Annotated in this window: 14 protein-coding genes; 2 read left to right on the top strand and 12 right to left on the bottom strand. The window is 57.6% G+C overall.

Annotated features, from left to right (window positions below; all coding sequences use genetic code 11):
- The 12 genes from cobO to cobA form a co-directional block, all read right to left on the bottom strand.
- Nucleotides 1-603, bottom strand: a complete 603-nt coding sequence (gene cobO / locus CAGGBEG34_RS06330) for a cob(I)yrinic acid a,c-diamide adenosyltransferase (RefSeq protein WP_006682944.1) — start codon at nucleotides 601-603, stop codon at nucleotides 1-3.
- Nucleotides 604-605: 2 nt separating this feature from the next.
- A complete protein-coding gene (locus CAGGBEG34_RS06325; RefSeq protein WP_006682943.1) occupies nucleotides 606-1739 on the bottom strand; it encodes a CobW family GTP-binding protein in 1134 nt (377 codons plus the stop codon).
- 2 nt (nucleotides 1740-1741) lie between these two features.
- Nucleotides 1742-3349: a precorrin-3B C(17)-methyltransferase gene (gene cobJ, locus CAGGBEG34_RS06320; protein WP_006682942.1), complete on the bottom strand. Its 1608-nt coding sequence runs from the start codon at nucleotides 3347-3349 to the stop codon at nucleotides 1742-1744.
- Nucleotides 3350-3353: 4 nt separating this feature from the next.
- Nucleotides 3354-4163 carry a cobalamin biosynthesis protein gene (locus CAGGBEG34_RS06315; RefSeq protein WP_006682941.1) on the bottom strand — a complete coding sequence of 270 codons (810 nt, stop codon included), beginning with the start codon at nucleotides 4161-4163 and terminating at the stop codon, nucleotides 3354-3356.
- Complete coding sequence (gene cobM, locus CAGGBEG34_RS06310; protein ID WP_006682940.1) at nucleotides 4163-4942, bottom strand: precorrin-4 C(11)-methyltransferase; 780 nt, start codon at nucleotides 4940-4942, stop codon at nucleotides 4163-4165. The genes CAGGBEG34_RS06315 and cobM overlap by 1 nt, the downstream gene beginning before the upstream one ends.
- Nucleotides 4939-5664 carry a precorrin-2 C(20)-methyltransferase gene (gene cobI / locus CAGGBEG34_RS06305; protein ID WP_006682939.1) on the bottom strand — a complete coding sequence of 242 codons (726 nt, stop codon included), beginning with the start codon at nucleotides 5662-5664 and terminating at the stop codon, nucleotides 4939-4941. Before cobI ends, cobM begins: the two co-directional genes overlap by 4 nt.
- Nucleotides 5661-6893: a cobalt-precorrin-5B (C(1))-methyltransferase CbiD gene (cbiD, locus tag CAGGBEG34_RS06300; RefSeq protein WP_006682938.1), complete on the bottom strand. Its 1233-nt coding sequence runs from the start codon at nucleotides 6891-6893 to the stop codon at nucleotides 5661-5663. Before cbiD ends, cobI begins: the two co-directional genes overlap by 4 nt.
- Entirely contained in the window at nucleotides 6893-8497 is a 1605-nt protein-coding gene (locus tag CAGGBEG34_RS06295) for a precorrin-8X methylmutase (protein ID WP_006682937.1), read from the bottom strand. Before CAGGBEG34_RS06295 ends, cbiD begins: the two co-directional genes overlap by 1 nt.
- On the bottom strand, nucleotides 8491-10500 hold the full coding sequence (locus tag CAGGBEG34_RS06290) for a magnesium chelatase subunit D family protein (RefSeq protein WP_042688249.1): 2010 nt from the start codon (nucleotides 10498-10500) through the stop codon (nucleotides 8491-8493). Before CAGGBEG34_RS06290 ends, CAGGBEG34_RS06295 begins: the two co-directional genes overlap by 7 nt.
- 32 nt (nucleotides 10501-10532) lie before the next feature.
- A complete protein-coding gene (gene cobN, locus CAGGBEG34_RS06285; protein ID WP_006682935.1) occupies nucleotides 10533-14555 on the bottom strand; it encodes a cobaltochelatase subunit CobN in 4023 nt (1340 codons plus the stop codon).
- Nucleotides 14552-15349 carry a HoxN/HupN/NixA family nickel/cobalt transporter gene (locus CAGGBEG34_RS06280; protein ID WP_006682934.1) on the bottom strand — a complete coding sequence of 266 codons (798 nt, stop codon included), beginning with the start codon at nucleotides 15347-15349 and terminating at the stop codon, nucleotides 14552-14554. Before CAGGBEG34_RS06280 ends, cobN begins: the two co-directional genes overlap by 4 nt.
- Nucleotides 15350-15383: 34 nt before the next feature.
- Nucleotides 15384-16199, bottom strand: coding sequence for a uroporphyrinogen-III C-methyltransferase (gene cobA, locus CAGGBEG34_RS06275; protein WP_238985004.1), 816 nt, complete (start codon nucleotides 16197-16199; stop codon nucleotides 15384-15386).
- A gap of 216 nt (nucleotides 16200-16415) precedes the next feature.
- On the opposite strand from cobA, the gene tgt reads away from it, so the two are divergent.
- Together tgt and CAGGBEG34_RS06265 are read left to right on the top strand one after the other, a co-directional pair.
- Entirely contained in the window at nucleotides 16416-17618 is a 1203-nt protein-coding gene (gene tgt / locus CAGGBEG34_RS06270) for a tRNA guanosine(34) transglycosylase Tgt (RefSeq protein ID WP_006682932.1), read from the top strand.
- Between the two features lie 128 nt (nucleotides 17619-17746).
- Nucleotides 17747-18677 (top strand): ABC transporter ATP-binding protein (locus CAGGBEG34_RS06265; RefSeq protein ID WP_042688247.1); only part of this gene is annotated, 931 nt, incomplete at its 3' end.

The following is an 18677-nucleotide window of genomic DNA, read 5'->3' as shown; positions in this document are numbered from 1 at the left end:
TCAGAACTCGATGCCCGGCTGCGCCTTGATCTGTTGCACTCGATAAGGATGCTTTACGAGCCGCATTTCGGTGACGAGATCAGCCGCTTCAATCATTCGCTCTTGCGCGTGCCGGCCGGTAACCACAATGTGCAGCGCGTCCGGCCGGCTGTTGAGAACTGCTAGCACCTCATCGAGCGGGAGGTACTCGTATTTCAACACAACGTTCAATTCATCAAGCACGATCATTCGGTAGTTTTTGCTTGCGATCATCTGCTGGGCGATTTCCCAGCCTTTGCGCGCAGTCGCCACGTCAGCAGCGCGATCCTGCGTATTCCATGTATAGCCATCGCCCACCGTCACCCAATCGCAGTTGGCCGCGCTTTCAAAAAAATCGCGTTCTGCTGTATGCAGTGCACCCTTAATGAATTGCACAACACCCAAACGCATTCCATGACCTAGTACACGCAACGCCATGCCAAATGCCGCCGTGCTTTTTCCTTTGCCATTTCCTGTATGAACGATTAACAAGCCTTTTTCTCGCGTGGCAGCGGCCTTTTTCCGCTCGAAGCCCGCTTTGCGTCGCTGCGCCATCTGTTGATACGATTCAGGATCGGTTTTCATCGTCAATGCCAATCGGTCGTTGTGAATCGGCGCAGCGTTTCCGCTACGCTTTCCCGGTTGATATGGTAGCCAATAAAAACAAGCTCGGAAGGCGACTGCTGCGCTTGGTTATTACAGGGGGAAGCACGGCTATGCGCGATATGCCTGGGTTCATCATAGGCGCGTATTCTTGTCCGAACCCCTTGGACGAGTAATGGACGGCAAGCGCCCTCGATATAGACGAACCCTTTCACACGCATCACGGCTTGATCGGACGACACTTGAGCAAGCGCGCGCATCAGCGCTGCCTCATTCTGAGGTTGAGGGCAATTCAAGACAAAGGACTGCCAGCCAGGATCGTGTTCATGGAAATGTGTATGCGTGGTGAGGCCATGCAGATGCGGCGCGAGGCCGGAATGACTATGGCCATCGAGCGGCCTGCTGAGTCCTGAAGACGCCTGCGTAGAGGTTGGTTGCCGATGCGCATGAATCGGTTGGGCGGCAGTATGCAAATGAAGCCCCAGCGTGAGCTGAGACTCTAGCCGCGCTTGATACGCAAGCTCAATAAAGCGCACGCTGGGGGCGAGGGCGCGGATGCGCGTTTCGGCCTCAATCAGCGCATGCTTATCCAGTCCGTCAATCTTGTTGAGGACAACAATATCCGCATGGCTCAGTTGCTGGCAAAATAGATCGGCGATGGAATTCGCCGCCGCGTCTGATGCGCTTGCGTCAAACTGACCAGCGAGCAGTAATGGCGTATCGACGATCGCAAGCGAGGCATCCAGTACAAAGCGCTCAGCCAGCACGTCGTCACTTTGCAGCCGCTCCATCACAGCGCTCGGCGCCGCCAGTCCGGACGTTTCGATGACGACATGATCGATCAAGGCCCGCCGCGCGTGCAATTGCGCCATCAGCGGCATGAACACTCTATCCTCGCCATAGGCAAGCAAGCCGTTCGCAACGTCTTGCACCTGTACTCTGTCGCCAGGTGAATCATCACGTAGCAGCGCGCCGTCGATTGACGCTTCGCCAAACTCGTTGACCACAATGGCGAGACGCCGTTTCTTCGTCTCCCTGAGCAGGTTCGACAGCAAAGTCGTCTTACCCGCGCCTAAAAAGCCGGTGACGATGGTAATAGGCAGCGGAAGTTGGATCATGCTTAGGCGGAAGAGGTTGCTTGTAGGAAAGATAGGATAGCTGCAAAGTTCTCAGCGACGCGCGGATAAACAATGGCGGGGCGGCGAATCGTAATAAACGGAATACCCAGCGCGTGCGCCGCGCGCGCTTTTGCGGGATAGCCGCCGGCGTCGCCGGACGCCTTGCTCACAATGCAATCGATGCGCAGGTCGCGCCAAAGCGCTTCGTTCAATGTCTGCGAGAATGGCCCCTGCATCGCGATGAGACGGTCGCGCTGCATCCCAAGCTCAAGGGCGCGTTGCAACTTCACCGGGTCGGGCGTCAGACGCAGATACCATGCACGGTCGGCCGCATCCGGATGTTGGATAAAACTCGCCAAATAATTGACACCCATCGCAAGAAAAATCCGGCGGCCCGACGCAATCGCTGCCTGAGCGGCGGCCTCAACGCTATCGTATTGTTGCGTGGGCGCATCGGCGTGAGAATCCGGGCGCTCATAGCGGAAATAGTCCAGGTCCAGTTCACGCGAAAGCTCGATCAGTTGATGAGAGATCTCCAACGAATAGGGATGCGTCGCATCGATGAGCAACCGCGCGCGTGAATCCTTGAGTAACTGACGCCGCCGCTCGATGCCAAGGCGGCCCGCCACAACCGTTGCGCCTGGCACATTGCGCCGTACCAGCTCCATCCCATAGGCGCTTGCCACTGACACAACGGTCGGTAAACCCGCGGCGACGAGCAGGCGCGCGAGCGCGTTGCCATCGCTGGTGCCGGAAAACACCCAGACGGCGTTCACTGGTACGGATACCGGCTGATTCACTAACAGGCGGGCATTTGCCGGTGCCGTACTGATGACCGCATCACCCGCAGCATCCTCTAGCGTCCGTTTCTCATCCCAATCGCTGTATCCACGCGGGGTATAAATCCATTGGCGTTTGCGTTGCGTGAAGCGATTGCCAATCACGATCGTGGTCAACATATCAAACTGGCGCTTGGGTAACTCGCCAAGCGGCATGATATCGACCTGTTGATCTTGGCGATAGGCATTGCGCACCGCGCCGCACCACGTATCGGCGCGTTTATGTTCAAGCATGATGCGCAGGATTTTGTAAATGCCGTCGAGACGCCGCTTGCTTTGCACGTTGTACAACGCAACCGCGAGGTCGGCTTGCGCAATATGGCGCGCGCGATGCTCGATCCATTGCCAGGGGCATAGCCAATCCGATAGGCTCAGCGTCGCAAAGTCATGCGATAGCGGTGAACCGAGCAGCGACGCGCAGGCATTGGCCGCGGTAATGCCGGGCGTGATACGCAGATCAAAGGTATCCGCCTCGTCCATCTGTTCAAAGAGCAGCGCCGCCATCGCATAAACGCCGATATCACCGCTTGACACCAGCGCGACGCGCTGTCCCGCCCGCGCGGACGCGAGCGCGACATCGGCGCGTGTGCGCTCCTGTGTTAATGGCAGCGTGTGAATGTGCTTACCCTTAATCCACGGCGCCACCCACCGCAAATAGAGGCTATAGCCGACGATGATGTCGCTATTGCGCAGCGCATCAGCCGCTTGCGGCGCAATCAGTTCACAATGGCCAGGCCCAACAGATACAAGGTTTAATAGGCCGGTAGTCATACCCTCAATCCATCCATTCGGGCGCGTCCTCAGCCACCGCAACCGCGACGCCATCCAACGCGGTTTTCGCGACCGCGAGTCGGCCGCGGACTGAGGCAAGCAACGCGCACGGTTCGCAAACGCCATCAAGCCCAATATGATCGCGAACCCATATCGACGGTTGTACAGTCCACGGGCGGGCAGCGATCTGCGCATGCGTGAAAACGCGCAATGGCAAGGCATAGCGCGCGCAGAAAGCCTGGATGCCCGGTTCATTCGCTTTTAGATCAATCGTCGCGACTTCACGCACTGCGTTGACCGAACGGCCGCCAAGCGCGCACTTCACCGCCGCGTCGATGGGTTCAACGCCCGCGCCGCGCCGACAACCGATGCCAATTGTCATGGGCTTCAGCGCTTCGGTGGCGGTCGTCACGACCGGCGCCGCGCCAGTGATCTGCGCCAAACGGTAAGCGAGCCGATTCGCGCCGCCCTCGTGTCCCGCCAGCAGCGATATCGCGTAGCGCGCCGCTTCATCGAGCACGACGACGGCCGGGTCACTGTGCTTGTTGCGCGGCAAGCCGTCAAGCAGGCGCACCGCGATGCCAGTGGCCATCACGAGCACCCACTGCTTGTACATGTGAAATACGGCGCGAAACCGCTCGCGTTGCGTCCCGCCGTTTAAACCACACGCGTCCTGGCCCCGATCATGCGCGCCCGATCGCCAGGGCATGAACAGGGCGCCCCCCAGCGCGCCGCGCAGATGCTCGCCAAGCGGCACACTGCGCGCGCGCACCAGCCAGATGCCGAGTTGGGGTCGCGTGTCGCTGACGCGCATTATCCGATCCGTCGTCTGCGCACCGCCGCGCGCCTGAAGCGATGGGTGAAACGCGCTGCATACAGGCTCGACTCAACGCCGGGCCGTTCCTCAAGCGTCTCGCCAATCAGCAATAGCGTGGTCAGTTGCCAATCTTTAGCGCGCACTTCCGAGAGCAGCTTGCCAAGCGTGCTGCGATGGATGCGCTCATCGCGCCAACTGACGCGGTGCACTAATGCGACCGGCGTGTCCAACGGATAATGCAGCGACAAATCGGCAACAACTTTCTTCAGATGCGCGCCGGATAGAAAAATACACATACTCGCGCGATGCGGCGCCCATTGCGCAATCGCTTCGGTGGCCGGCACGGCGGAAGCGCGCGCCGAGACGCGCGTAAGAACAATCGATTGCGAGACTTCGGGGCGCGTCAGGGTCACGCCAAGGGCCGCCGCCGCGGCGCTGAACGATGACACGCCCGGCACGATTTCATAGGTCATGCCAAGTTGCTCAAGGCGCCGCATCTGCTCGGCAGTCGCGCCATAGATCGAGGGATCGCCGGAGTGCAGGCGTGCGACGTCGATATTGGACGCACGCGCGCGCGCATAGTAAGCGATCTGTTCATCGAGATTGAGCTTCGCGGTATCGACACTCTCTGCATCGGTCCGGCAGTATTTAAGTAGATCGACCGGAACAAGCGAGCCTGCGTATAGCACCATCCGCGCATCCTGCAAAATGCGCAAGCCGCGTAGCGTAATGAGATCAACGGCGCCAGGGCCAGCGCCGATGAAATAGACTTTCATGTGCTGGGTCTTGCTCGCCGGATCAGCAGGGTGGATAGATAACCGGTCATCTCAGTCGGCTGAAGATCGCTCAAGTGGGCGCAAAGCCGCTCGCCGTCCAGACCGACGCGATGGCCAAAAGCGCAATGCTCAAGCAGATCGAGTCTAGCGAGCAGATCAAGCACTTGCGGCAAACGCTTGCCAATTTTCATCAGTACCACCACATCATGCGTTTCGATATCCCGTTTCAGCGCGTCCGGATCATCGGGACAGGGCAGGATCAAGATGCGCTCCTTGCCTTCGCCCAGCGGCCAAGAGAGCGCCGCCGCGGTGGCCGCGAAGCTGGTAACACCCGGAAATGTGCGATAACGCAGCGCCGGCTCAACATCGCGCAACGCGGCGAGTAAATAGCCATAAGTCGAATACGTGAAGGGATCGCCAATGGTCAGATAGGCTACGGTGCGGCCCGCGCGCAATTCATTGGAGATGGTCTGCGCGAGCGTGAGATAGGGCTTGCCAAGCGGTGACCGGTCGGCTTCCATTTGAAAGCTCACTTCGCGGAAGCGCTCCGGCGGCAGTGCGAGATCACCCAGACATTGGCGGGCGAGCGATTCGGTCGCGTGCGCCGCACGTGGCACAAAGATGAGCTCCGCGGCGCGCAATGCCGTGATCGCCGCAACCGGAATCAGACCGCTTTCGCCTGGGCCCACGCCGATTCCGTAAAACTGTCCGAGCGCGCTCATGCGGCTGCTCCGAGCGGCAGGCCTTGCATGTCGAACAGACGGACCTCGACTCGATCCGCGCGCGGCGCGCGTTCGCGTATCAACGCCGCAATGCGCCGTTCCACCTCGCACCATAGCTGCCGCGCGGGCAGCTGATCGTCGCTCAAGATTGTCACGACCTCTTCCATTGTGTTCGCTTGTTCAATGTGTCTAACACGCGCGCGGGATATACCACACTCCACTGCCACACGCGCAACCGCGGACATCGCCATCACGCTTTTGCTTGAGTGCGTGTCCCAATAGCCGTTCAGCACTTTAACAAGCTTGCCGGGATGACTCAGTAACCAAAGCGTCTCCAGATGACGCCCCGCTTCGACCAGCGTTCGCTGCACAAATTCGAGAGACGGACCGACGAAATTCGCGATTTGCACGCTGCGCGCATCGGGTAAGCCCAGCACGCTGCGCGCATACTCACGGCCGATCTTGCCCGGCATCAGGGCAATCGCGGGAGCGCGGTCGCTCAGCGCAACCCGAATATACACTTCGATTGACGCCATCCAAGCCGCCAGCGACATGGGTTCGACAATGCCCGTTGTTCCCAAAATCGAGAGGCCGCCGACGACCCCCAAACGCGGGTTGAAAGTTTTACGCGCAATCGTTTCACCACCGATACAGCCGATGAACACATCAAAGCCTGGATCAGCATGGCCAGGAGTCTCGCATGGCCGCGCTGGCGGTGTTGTGCCTCCTTGCCGTACCAGTGTACTGGCAGCAAAGGCGCGCCTTGCCAGCGCGGCCATGCGAGACTCCTGCAGCATTTCATCGATGGCTTGGCGGATCATCTGGCGCGGCATGGGGTTGATCGCGGGTTCGCCGACTGCAACGCGCAGGCCCGGTTTTGTGACTGTGCCTACTCCCTGTCCAGCAAAAAAACGCAGGGCGCGGCGGGCATTGATCGATACACTGGCGAACAACGTCGCGCCGTGCGTGTTGTCAGGATCGTCGCCACCGTCCTTGACCACCTCAGCGTGTGCGGTACCGGGCGCGGACCAATGAACCGATTGTACCGGGACAGTCAGAAAGTAATCAGAATCCGGCAGGCTGACTGCAACCGACGGTTCGCGCAGGCCGCGCAACAGTAAACCAAGCGCGGCTTTAACCGCTGCGGCGGCGCACGTCCCGGTCGTATAACCCCGCCTTAATCCGTTCGGCGCAAGGGCTGCGAGATCGTAGCATCGGCGCGCGTTCATCACGCCTCCCCAAGCGCGCGCTTGACTGTGACTTGGTCCGATACGGCGATTGAATTGAGCGCGCTGATCATCAACGCATTGATGACGGTTGCCGCCCACGGCGAACCACCGCGCGTGCCACGATTGGTCATACGCGGTACCTGTATCGTGTTGCGCAACGCTTCTTTGCATTCGGCCGCGCCGACGAAGCCGACCGGCAAACCGACGATTAATTGCGGCCGCCAGCCCTGCTGTTCAACCAGACGCACGGCTTCTGTCACGGCAGTGGGGGCATCACCGATGGCGATAATCGCGTCGTTGCCAAACAGCTCCCAGGCCCGCCGAATACCGGCGGCGGAGCGCGTCAAGCCGTGCGTCCGGGCGAGGATGGCGGTGGCTGGGTCATGGACACTGCACCATACTTCGATGCCAAGCTGCGCAAGCAGCGCTTGCTTCAGAGCGGCCTGCACCATCGTTACATCGGTGATCACGCGCTGGCAGCGCAGCAGCGCACGCAGGCCAATGTCTGCCGCGCCGGCTGAAATAAAGATGTCTTCGACAATGCTAAAGTCACCGCTGGTATGCACAAGCCGCTTTAATATACGTGCGTCGTTTACCGAAAAACGCGACCAGTCGCGTCCCGCCTCAATCATTCGCATGCTTTCCGCTTCGATGGGATGAGGTTCATACGGACGGTCCACCACCCTCTCAGCAGGCATTTCATTCTGGTTATTTTGGTTAGCCAGGCCGCGCACTTTGAGATGATGCGCGCGCTGCGGGGCGCCGACTTGCTGCTCGAAGCCGACGATCGGCGCGCGATATTTGCACAGCGCGCAATTCATCGCGGCGCGGCCGTTGGCGCCTTCCGCAGCGCGTTCGAGCAATACCTCAGCGACATCCGGATGCGGCCCAAGATAGCCGGCGGACAGAACCTCAAGCTTAGGATGACGCTTGCGCAACTCGTTAGCTGCCGCATAGATGCGCTTAACGAGTATTCCATCGAACAAAAAATACGGCAGCACGACCAGCCGCCGATAACCGAGTCGGGCGGCTGCGCGTAATCCGTCCGCGACTTTCGGCTTAGCCGTCCCCGCATAGCAGACAAAAGAAGTGCCGAAGCCCAGACCTTCTTCAAGCATACGCGCGAGCTTTGAAACCTCGGAATTGGCGTCCGGATCGGACGTGCCGCGTCCGACAACGACCAGACACGCTTGATTGCGCGAGATACCTGTACCGTCCTTTGCCAGCGCCGCGCCTTCCGCTTCGATGATGCGTTGCGCGCACAATTGGAGCAGTCTAGGATGCAAATCGAGCGCGCTGGCGAACGAGAACTTTGCTTCGGGAAACGTGTGTTGCAGCCAATGTAACTCGGTCGGCAGGTCATTTTTTGCGTGCGCCGCCGCAAATAGCACGCCAGGCACGATCACAATAGGGTGTGCGCCGGCGTGAAGCGCATCGCGCACCGCAACGTCAATCGTGGGTAACGCAAACTCCAAATAACCATGACGCACAATACGCTTGGACGCGCGCATGCGAATTAACGCGACTAACGCCTCGAATTCGCGTACACCATCTGGGTCACGGCTACCGTGGCCTGCCACAACGATTCCATCTGGCATTAGCATAGCCGCTCTCGTAGCGTAACGGCAAACGTTTGCGCAGACCATTCGTCAAGGCGCAGATACTCGGCGCGCATCGCGGCTGCGATGGCTTGTGCACGATTGAGTCGCATCGCGCCTTGTTCAGTATCAAGGACGAGCGCACTCACGCCAAGTTCAGCGAAACGTTCAGCAGCAGCAAGCGCGTGTTGCCAAGGATCATGACTCTCTTGTGTATCGGTTGATCGCACATTCGAGCGGCCATCACTGAGCAAGATGACCAGTGGTTTTAAATGGGTCTGCGGCGAGGCATACGCTGGTGATGCTTGTGATAGGGTGGAAAGGGTCAATTCGAGCGCTTGGGCAAGCGGCGTACGTCCACCTGTCGGCAAGGCATCAAGTACCGGTTTTGCAAGTTCAACATTGCGGGTCGGCGGCAGCGCGAGTTCAGCCTGTCCCCCCCGAAACGCGATCATACCGACCGTATCGCGGCAGCGATAGGCGTCGTGCAGCAAACCGAGTACGCAACTTTTCACTGCCTCCATGCGACGGCGCGCGGCCATCGACCCGGAGGCATCCACGACCAACAAGATCAGATGCGCCTGCCGGCCCGTTACGACCTTGTCATGCAGGTCTTCGCGCGTAATACGTAACTGGTCAGGCGCACGCAGGATGGCATGGCGCAGTGTCGCGTCAACTGCGAGATGCTGCGGCTGTGGTGTCGCAATTGCGCGAGTGTACACACCGCGCGCCGCTGCGGGCGCTGGACTGCGGCGGCCTTCGGCGCCAGACATGCCGCGCGTCGCAACGCTGAGTGTTGCCGCAGCGATAGGTTCATGCGCGGCAAAAACGGTCGCCTCGCCAGACGAGCGCGGCGCGCCTGAGCCGGCACTGGTTTCATCCTCAGGCGTTCCCGAATCCGGTTCCTCTGAATCAGAGCAATCCGCCTGACTCGCATTTGCTTTGGATGGCTGCGGCGGTGCAGCAGCCGAAGCGGTTAATGTGCGCTCCCACGCATCTGTTAACGCCTCATTCAGGCGCTCCTGGGCCAGCTCTGGCTGTTCAAATGGCTTACGGCGTTGCCGATGCGGCAGCGCCAGTTCAGCCGCTGCCGCGATATCGTCCTGGTTGACGGTCTCACGGCCCGCAAATGCGGCATGGGTGCGCGCGACCTGGCTCAAAGTAATATCCGCGCGCAGACTCATCGCACTGAGTCGGCAGCACAACTCGCTGATCCATTCGAGCAACGAATCCGGCAAATTCACCGAATCTAGGCGATTGCGCGCTGCCTGCACTTGCTGGCGCAATGTGTCGGTTTGCGGCTGCCATTGTGCGATGAAGCCATCCGGATTCGCTTCAAATGCCAGCCGCCGCCGGACGACCTCGGTACGCAATGCCGGCGTGTTGGGCGCGGCAACATCCACCATCATTGCGAAGCGGTCGAGCAACTGCGGGCGCACCTCGCCTTCTTCGGGGTTCATGGTGCCAAGCAAGGTAATATGCGCTGGATGACTGAGCGATAAACCTTCACGTTCAATGGTGTGTTGTCCCATCGCGGCGACATCGAGCAGCGAATCCACTAAGTGGTCAGCCAGCAGATTCACTTCGTCGATATATAAGATGCCGCGATGCGCAGATGCGAGCAAACCGGGCTGAAACGCACGCTTACCTTCTTTTAGGACACGCTCAAGATCGAGGCTCCCCAGTACGCGGTCCTCGGTCGCGCCCAGCGGCAGGCTTACAAACGGCGCCGGCGCCAGAGACGCATGGCTGAAGGTATCGGAATGATNTGCATTGCACACCGGGCAATACGCGAGTGATTCACCCGGCGCGCAATTATATGGGCAGCCCGGCACGCGCTGGATCGGTGCCAATAGCTCACGCAATCCGCGCGCGGCAGTACTTTTTGCCGTGCCTTTGTCACCGCGAATCAACACGCCAGAGAGTGACGGATTGACCGCGCACAGCAAGAGCGCTCGCTTAAGCTTGTCTTGGCCAACAATCGCGGCGAATGGGAAAATTGGGTTCATCAAGCGGCGTCGCTCCGTATCAATTACCCACGTCATTCGCCGCGCGCTTCGAGCAGCGCTTCAGTATCGAGATGCAATTGCGTCAGCGCGCGCAACGTCGCATCGGCAGGCTTTCTCCAGAGGCCGCGTTGGGCCGCTTCGAGCAGGCGTTCGGTCATCGCGTAGAGCGCCCACGGATTGCTGGCGGTCAGAAAACGCCGGATACCTGGGTTAAGCGTATATGTCTGCGCGACATTTTCATACATCCAATCGTCTAGAATATCGGCGGTTGCGTCATAACCGAATAAATAGTCAACCGTCGCATTGAGTTCAAGGCCGCCTTTGTAACCGTGCCGCTGGATGCCCGCGAGCCATTTGGGATTGACCACCCGCGAGCGGAACACGCGCAGCGCTTCTTGCTTCAGATCGCGTACTTGGGGACGGGCGGGGTCATGCGTGTCGCCGAAATAGTGACGCGGGCGGCGGCCGGTGAGGCCGTGAATCGCTGCGATCATGCCGCCATGAAACTGGAAATAGTCATCGCTATCGAAGAGGTCATGTTCACGGTTGTCTTGATTATGCAGCGCGATGTCGATACAAGCGAGCCGTGCGCGAAATGTTTCGTGCGCCTCGACGCCATATTCGTCGCGCGTATATACATAACCCCCCCATTCAAGATAGGCGCGCGCGAGGTCGTTGCGGCTTTGCCAGTTCTGAGCCTGAATCAACGGCAGGATGCCAGCGCCATAACTGCCTGGCTTGGCGCCAAAAATCCGATAGAGCGCGCGGCGTTTCAAGGTTTCGGCCGGCAGCGGCGCTTGCGAAGTACAGCGTATTTCGTCGAGATAATGCTTACGGACAAAATTCAACTCGCACGGTTCATTAAGTTGCGCGACATGTTGGATCACCTCGTCGAGGAATCCAATCAGATGCGGGAACGCATCGCGGAAAAAGCCGCTGATCCGCACTGTCACATCGATACGCGGGCGGCCCAGTTGAGCCAGCGGAATCACGGTGAAACGGGTGACTCGGCGGTTTTCCGCCTGCCAGACGGGCTTTACGCCCAGCAATGCGAGCACTTCGGCGATATCGTCGCCGTGCGTGCGCATCGTGCTGGTGCCCCAGATGCTGATGCCGATGGATTCTGGATAGCCGCCATTTTCGTTCAGGTGACGGCGCAGCACTTCATCCGCGAGGCGCTCGCCGATACGGACAGCCGCCATCGATGGAATCGCGTGCGGGTCAACAGAATAGAAATTGCGTCCGGTCGGAAGCACATGCGCCATACCGCGCGTTGGCGCGCCGCTCGGGCCAGCGGGCACATAGCGGCCGTTCAGTCCGCCGAGTAGATGGTCGATTTCATCGCGTGTACGCTGTAAATTCGGGACCAACGTTGTCGCCACGAAGCGCAGCGCCTGACGCAGCGCTTCTGTCGCCGGGCGGCGCAACGCGGCACTGATGCTAGCGTCAATTGAGCCAAGGTCAAAATGCCGCGTCTGAAAGTCGGCAATCAATGCGCGCGCGCATGTCAAAATTGCTTCGACCGCGTCAGCATGCGTGTGGAGTGGGCGCTGCGCGATGGCCGCCAGCGCAGTTGTATCGATGCTAAGACGCATCCCTTTGTTTGCTTGCAAAGCGGGCCAATCGAGGCCAAAAGCATGCGCGATGGATTCAGGCAGGCTAGGCGCATCGAAATTCGAGAGTCGCGTTATTGCGCAAATAAGGTCAATGAGTGGATCGCCCGCTGGAATCTCACCGAGTATATGCAGCCCGTCGCGGATCTGCGCGGCGCCAAGTTCGCACAGATACCCATCGATATCTTCGAGCAGATGCGTAAAATCAGCACTGGCCATATCGGCGAAGTGAGCAGGGGCGGTGCGCTCGTGCTCATCGTGATGCGGATACCGGCGCAGCAAGCCCAAGTCCGTATCCAGTCGTGCCTGTTTGATCAAATCCCCGATCTGTTGTTGGAGCAACGGCAGTTTTTGCGGATCCAGCGCTTCAACCCGGTAATATTCATCAATCAACTGCGTCAGTTCCTCCAGCGGGCCATAAGTGTCGGCAGTGGTCATGGCGGGCATCAGGTGATCCACGACCACCGCATGGCCGCGCCGTTTCGCCTGCGCGCCTTCACCGGGATCATTGACAATAAACGGATAAAACAGCGGTAGATCCGCCAACAGCGCATCGGGAAAGCAGTTTTCGGACAAACCGACCCCTTTACCTGGCAACCATTCGAGGGTGCCATGCTTGCCGATATGGACAATCGCATTGGCGCGCCATGTATCACGCAACCATCGATAGAACGCATAGTAATGATGGGTGGGCGCAAGATCGGGTTGATGGTAAATCGCCTCTGCATCCATTTGATAACCGCGCGGCGGCTGCAATGCGACAAACGCATGGCCAAATATCAAGCCGGCAATCATCAGGTCGCCGTTGTCGTCCACATAGGCGGTTCCTGGCGGCGCGCCCCACTGGTCGAGCATTTTCTGGCGCGGTTCGGCGGGTAACGCATCGAACCATTGCGCGTACTGATCGGCGGGTACACGTGCTACAGCAGCCCGCATCTGCTCAGCGGTGAGGAAATCTTCATCGTAGCTGCCTTGATTGATCAACTGCTGCATCAACTGATCGCTCGCGTCAGGCAGTCCTTCAATCCGATAGCCGTGCGCTTGCATCGCATGCAGAATTTTCATCAGTGATGCGGGCGCGTCGAGTCCAACTGCATTGCCGATCTGCGCTGCTTTGCCGCTCGCATTGGTCAAAATAAACGCGATCCGCTTCTGTGCGTTTGGCGTTTTGCGCAAACATGCAACACGCATTGCAAGGCCAGCGACCCGTTCAGCGCGCTCGGGCAGCGCTTCATAATGCGTACCTGTCTCCTTGCTAGATTCGGGCTGAGTTTTAAATGCTACGGGGACGCTGATCATGCGTCCATCGAATTCCGGCAGGGCGACATTCATCGCCGTGTCCAGCGGATTCAGGCCGCGCGCGGATCGCTGCCATTGTTCGCGGGTCATGCTGCTGATGAGCGCCTGCAATACGGGCACGCCGAACCGTTCAAACACGCTAGAGCATTTTTCAGCAGCTTGCACGGCGTCGCTTCGCCTTTCCGTGTATTCGGGATCGCTGCGGGGTCGCCTCCATCGCTGCGCGATGGAGACCTGCTCCGCCCGCATCGATCCCCATACTGTCTTCGCGCTCTCTCCTTGTGCAATCTCACTGAAAAATGCTCTAGCCCGGTCGAAATTGGACGATGCCCTGCCAGTGACTGCGGAACGCACATCAGCAACTGCGAATGCCGTCGTATTCACCAGCACATCGATGCCGCCCGCCTGCTCGAACAGACGTAACGCGACTGGAAAACCATCGCTGTCAACGTTGCGTAGTGAGCGGGTAAAGACCGGTATGACATCGACGTCGCGCTGCAAAAGCGCGCTGACCAAGCAATCGATGAAATTTAAGTGACCGCTTGCCCAATGCGCCCGGTAAAACAGAACGCCGATCACTGGTCGGCCAGAATTGCGCTGTGCCTGGAAATATTCAAGCGTATGCTCGAAAGGCAGATTCGGAAAATACATGCCGTGATCAGGCAAGCTTTGCGGCGGTTTATATCCGTGTGCCGTATGCAGTAGCTGATCAGACAGATAATGCAGACATTGCACCGCATTGTTGACACCGCCTGCCTGCCAGTAGGCATTTACGTTGCGCAAGATGTCGGGGCGCACGTTCGACAGTTGATTGAGTTCCGGATCAAGCTCCCCTGTGCCGCTGAGCGTAATGAGCGCAAAGTGATTGCTGCAAGCGCGCTCATTGAGCGTAGCCAGCCCTGGTATGCTATCGGGGCGTCCAAGCAACCGCACAATGATCATTTGCATACGAACGCCGTATGTGTCCAGCCACGTGATCATTGCGTCATGTGAGCTGACTTGTTGCAATGACAGGCAATGGACATGGATGGCCACGCCGTTCAGGGACGCCTCGGCTCTGCGCATCGTGATAAGATCGGTATCCGCATGCGACAGGACAGCAATCTCACTTGCGGTGGCTGGCAAGCGATCTGCTTCTGTCATTGGCGTGCTCTCCGGCTCAAATGGAGAGTCATGTAACAGGCGAAGGTGGCCATGACCAATAAGATGCTCATTCCTAATTCAGTGGTATTGCTTAACTTGAATGCCGATGGCGCGAGCCAATTCGCGAGCTGATAGGCTGCCCCTCCCAAGCTCAGTAACGAGATGATGATCGAGATGATGCGTCTTGCTTTGACTGACCCATTAGATGGATTCACCAGCACTTGACCCATGATCAGCCCGTTAAAAGTGTCGGGCGTCATCATGCCGATGGTAAAGGTGAGTGCGGCAGCCAGTGCAAGCCCCCAACCCGCGCCCTGAGCAGCGACAAGACCCAAAAGACCGGCCTGGCTCATCGTATCAAACGAGATCGCGAAGCCAGCCCCAACGCCGCTGATCAGCCAGGGATTCGATACGCGCAACAGATTGCTGAAGATGGATGCGCGCAGGCCAATGTGCCGATGTATATCGCCTGGCCGGGCATTCAGTGCGCTATACAAGTTGGCTAGGCCAAGCGCAAGCAATACACCGATGGTAAAGTATGCGCCTAGACATTCCAGCCAATAAGGAAGCGCCGTTGTCTCGCCTAAGCGCGAAAAAAGAAGCGCGGCGCAAGCAACAACCATGCCGTGACCCATCGCAAAGAAAAAACCGCACCAGCGCGCCAGCAACGGCCGCCTAGAGGCGTTATAGCGCGTGAGATTATCAATGGCGATGAGATGATCCGGGTCAAGCCCGTGGCGTGCGCCAAGCGCAAAAGCCAACGATAAAGCCACCCAAGTGGTTTGCAAGTCCATGTTATTCTGCTTTGCGATGCAAAGTCATTTCGAGTTACGAGTGCGCTAGACTGACCACGCTGCCAATGATGATAATGGCTGGCGACTGGAGCTTGGCCGCTCGAATATCGGCAGCCAGTGTGCAGACTCTTGAGAGCAGGAAGCGTTGTTCAGCCAACGTTCCATTTTGGATAGCTGCCGCTGGCATGTCAGGGTCTAAACCGCTCGCGAGCAGTCGTTGTGTAATATGTTCAAGGCGGCTTATCCCCATATAAATGACCAGAGTGCCCGACAGTTCTACCATTGAGCGCCAACACACCTCATCATTGCCAGAGGTCGTGCCGGTGACGAAAGTGGCAGTTTGGGCGATATGACGGTATGTAAGGGGAATATCGAACGCGGCCGGAACTGCAATGCCGGAGGTTAAGCCGCTGATGACCTCAACCACAACCCCCGCTCGCCGCAAAGTGAATAGTTCTTCGCCGCCTCGCCCAAAGATAAAAGGGTCTCCGCCTTTTAATCGGGCCACGTCCTTACCCGCCTCGACATGCTCAAGACATAATTGATTAATGTATTCTTGAGGCGTTGACATGCGACCGCCGCGTTTCCCAACGTGAATGATCTCGGCATCGGTGCGCGCATATCGCAGGACGTCACGGTTCACAAGATCATCTACCAATATCGTATCGACTTGGCCAATCAGCCGCGCGGCTTTTACCGTCAGTAGGTCAGCGTCGCCTGGTCCAGCGCCTATCAGATAAACCTTGCCACATTTCATCACGATTTTTGGGCTGCCGCGCTTTGCATGGCACAGTACCGAAGACAACTGGCCAACCGGCAAATGGATCATTTCATTATCATAGCCATGCAAATGATACTGATCTCAATCATTCTCAATCATTGAACCACGCATCCTAGAGCATTTTTCAGTGAGATTGCACAAGGAACGAGCGCGAAGTGACACAGTGCAAGCCGCTGAAAAATGCTCTAGCGATAAATGACGATAAGAATTTTCATATGCGCGAGCATACGTTATATTCTGTTTATGAATCAAAAGTTATCTTCTTCATAAACGAAAGAATGCTCAATGAACTCACATCGTCTATCCGAGGTAAACGCCTTCGCGACGGAAATTATCCAAAGGGCGCGTCATAATCACGCCCGCGTGCTCAAAATCACCACGCCGCATGGTGAAGTCCTCACGCCTGCGTTCATGCCGGTTGGCACCCGTGCTTTTGTCAATCATCTATCCCCTGAGGATTTAGCCGCAGCCGGCAGCCAAATCATTCTTGGCGGCAATACCTATCATATGTTGGTGAACCCAGGCATGGAGGTGATTCGGGCGGGCGGCGGTATGCACCGGTTCATGGGATGGGACGGCCCGATGCTTACAGATAGCGGCGGTTTCCAGGTGTTCAGTTTGACGCGGGCAAAGCATTGTCGAATTGACGAAACCGGGGCGCATTTCAAGCATCCCGGTACAGGGCAGCCCATTCATATGACGCCACAGCGCTCGATTGAAACGCAACAAATGATTGGGGCCGATATCATCATGGCCTTTGATGACTGTGTGGCGGAATCAGCGGGGAAGGAGGCGATTATGGCGGGCATGCAGCGCACCCATCGCTGGTTAATGCAAGCGAAGGAAATGCATAGCCGCTCGCCTTATTCTGCCTATGGCCATCGCCAAGCCCTTTTTGGCATTGTCCAGGGAGGCTATTTTCGAGAGCTGCGTGAACAAAGCGCGCATTTCATCATTGAAGCCGATATGGATGGCATTGGCATTGGAGGGGAATCGATTGGTCCGATACCCGAACAAACCTGTACAGTGATTGATTGGGTCAGACCGCTATTACCTGAGCGCAAGGTGCGCTACCCAATGGGGGTAGGGCTTGCGCCTCAGGATTTGATTGATGTCGTCGCACACGGTGCGGATATCTTCGACTGCGTGGCGCCAACCCGCAATGCGCGTCACGGCGCGCTCTACTGCGGCGAATGGCGTGTGATCGACGGCTGGCTGCGGTTTGAGAGCGTAGAACCCAAGGGCCGAATCCTCATTAAAAAGGCTCAGTATGCGTACGACGAGACGCCGGTCATGGCAGGTTGCACATGCCAAACGTGTCAGCGTTACAGCCGCGCCTATCTGCATTTTTTATTTAAGCAAAAAGCCGCTTTTTATTATCCGCTCGCCTGTATTCATAATGTGCATGTGATGCAAGAGACATGCGCCCGGATGCGGCATCTGGTCATTCATCAACGGGATGAGTCAGGGAATCAGGTCATCGCTTAAAACCTGTTGGACATATGCCCTCGATATCGCAGTAAAAGTCCCCCTTTTAGGAATCCAGCGCCCACTGGCCGCCCGCTCCGAGACGCGCGGATATAGCCACTTAGGCCAATGGATTCAGTAAAGGCTCCATGCGTATCCCCGAAGCGCTGCGCCGCTCTCTTCAAATCCTTGTCCTGTTACGCGCGTCTTCACCGGGCGCTTTTTATTTAACCGTTCTTGCCAATCTCGTCACTGCCTTCGTGCCGAGTGTACTGATCTATCTCGGCGCCCAACTCATTGAGCGAGTATCACAAGGACAGACGCTGGCCGGTGTTCTGTTGATCCTCATTGCCTATGTGCTGCTCAGCGGATTTGAGGAAGCAATGCATGCGCTCTCCAGCTGTATGCTGGATACCCTTAAAGATCGCCTTCGGATGAAGATCAAGCGGGATGTCAACCACTTTGTCTCGAATTACCCGGATATGGGGATTCATGAAGACCCCAATTTACGGGAAACCGCCATTCTCGCGAGTCATTCCGCTGACAAATTGACCGAATTCGTGACGCACGCATTCGGGGTTGGGTTTGGCGCCGTCACCCTGATTCCTGTTCTGATATTGACAGGCCATATTGCCTGGTGGATTCCTTGCGTGACTGTGCTAGGTCTTGTCCCGCTGATCCGGGTGCGGGCTAAAGCGGAACGGCGGAGTTGGGATGTGCAGGCTTACCACGCTTCGACATTCAATATTTTGCGTATTTTTGAACGCATCCTAACTCAGCCTGAATATGCAAAAGACTTAAGAATGTATCGGATGCGAAAAGGTCTCTTGAAGCGGTGGACTCGTCATTACACCCGATATCTGCATGACGTGATCGCAGCTCGAAAGCGAAATGGCGGGGCAGTCATCTTCATGTCCTTATTATCCAGTTTTGTATTGATCATTCCTTTTTGCGTCATCGTAAATGGGTATACCAAACAAATCGTAGGTATCAGCGATTTAACGATGTTTATCACCTCTGTCCTGCAATTGAGAGTGGGGCTGGCCGCCATCATTTATAGCTATGGGGACATGTTGGGCG

The sequence above is a fragment of the Candidatus Glomeribacter gigasporarum BEG34 genome (assembly GCF_000227585.1).
GTDB lineage: Bacteria > Pseudomonadota > Gammaproteobacteria > Burkholderiales > Burkholderiaceae > Glomeribacter > Glomeribacter gigasporarum_B.
This window is presented reverse-complemented; position numbering and strand designations above follow the sequence as displayed.

Bases quoted from the DNA above. Each gene is read 5' to 3' on its own strand.
- cobO (WP_006682944.1), bottom strand. From the start codon at position 603: ATGAAAACCGATCCTGAATCGTATCAACAGATGGCGCAGCGACGCAAA.
- CAGGBEG34_RS06325 (WP_006682943.1), bottom strand. From the start codon at position 1,739: ATGATCCAACTTCCGCTGCCTATTACCATCGTCACCGGCTTTTTAGGC.
- cobJ (WP_006682942.1), bottom strand. From the start codon at position 3,349: ATGACTACCGGCCTATTAAACCTTGTATCTGTTGGGCCTGGCCATTGT.
- CAGGBEG34_RS06315 (WP_006682941.1), bottom strand. From the start codon at position 4,163: ATGCGCGTCAGCGACACGCGACCCCAACTCGGCATCTGGCTGGTGCGC.
- cobM (WP_006682940.1), bottom strand. From the start codon at position 4,942: ATGAAAGTCTATTTCATCGGCGCTGGCCCTGGCGCCGTTGATCTCATT.
- cobI (WP_006682939.1), bottom strand. From the start codon at position 5,664: ATGAGCGCGCTCGGACAGTTTTACGGAATCGGCGTGGGCCCAGGCGAA.
- cbiD (WP_006682938.1), bottom strand. From the start codon at position 6,893: ATGAACGCGCGCCGATGCTACGATCTCGCAGCCCTTGCGCCGAACGGA.
- CAGGBEG34_RS06295 (WP_006682937.1), bottom strand. From the start codon at position 8,497: ATGCTAATGCCAGATGGAATCGTTGTGGCAGGCCACGGTAGCCGTGAC.
- cobN (WP_006682935.1), bottom strand. From the start codon at position 14,555: ATGACAGAAGCAGATCGCTTGCCAGCCACCGCAAGTGAGATTGCTGTC.
- CAGGBEG34_RS06280 (WP_006682934.1), bottom strand. From the start codon at position 15,349: ATGGACTTGCAAACCACTTGGGTGGCTTTATCGTTGGCTTTTGCGCTT.
- tgt (WP_006682932.1), top strand. From the start codon at position 16,416: ATGAACTCACATCGTCTATCCGAGGTAAACGCCTTCGCGACGGAAATT.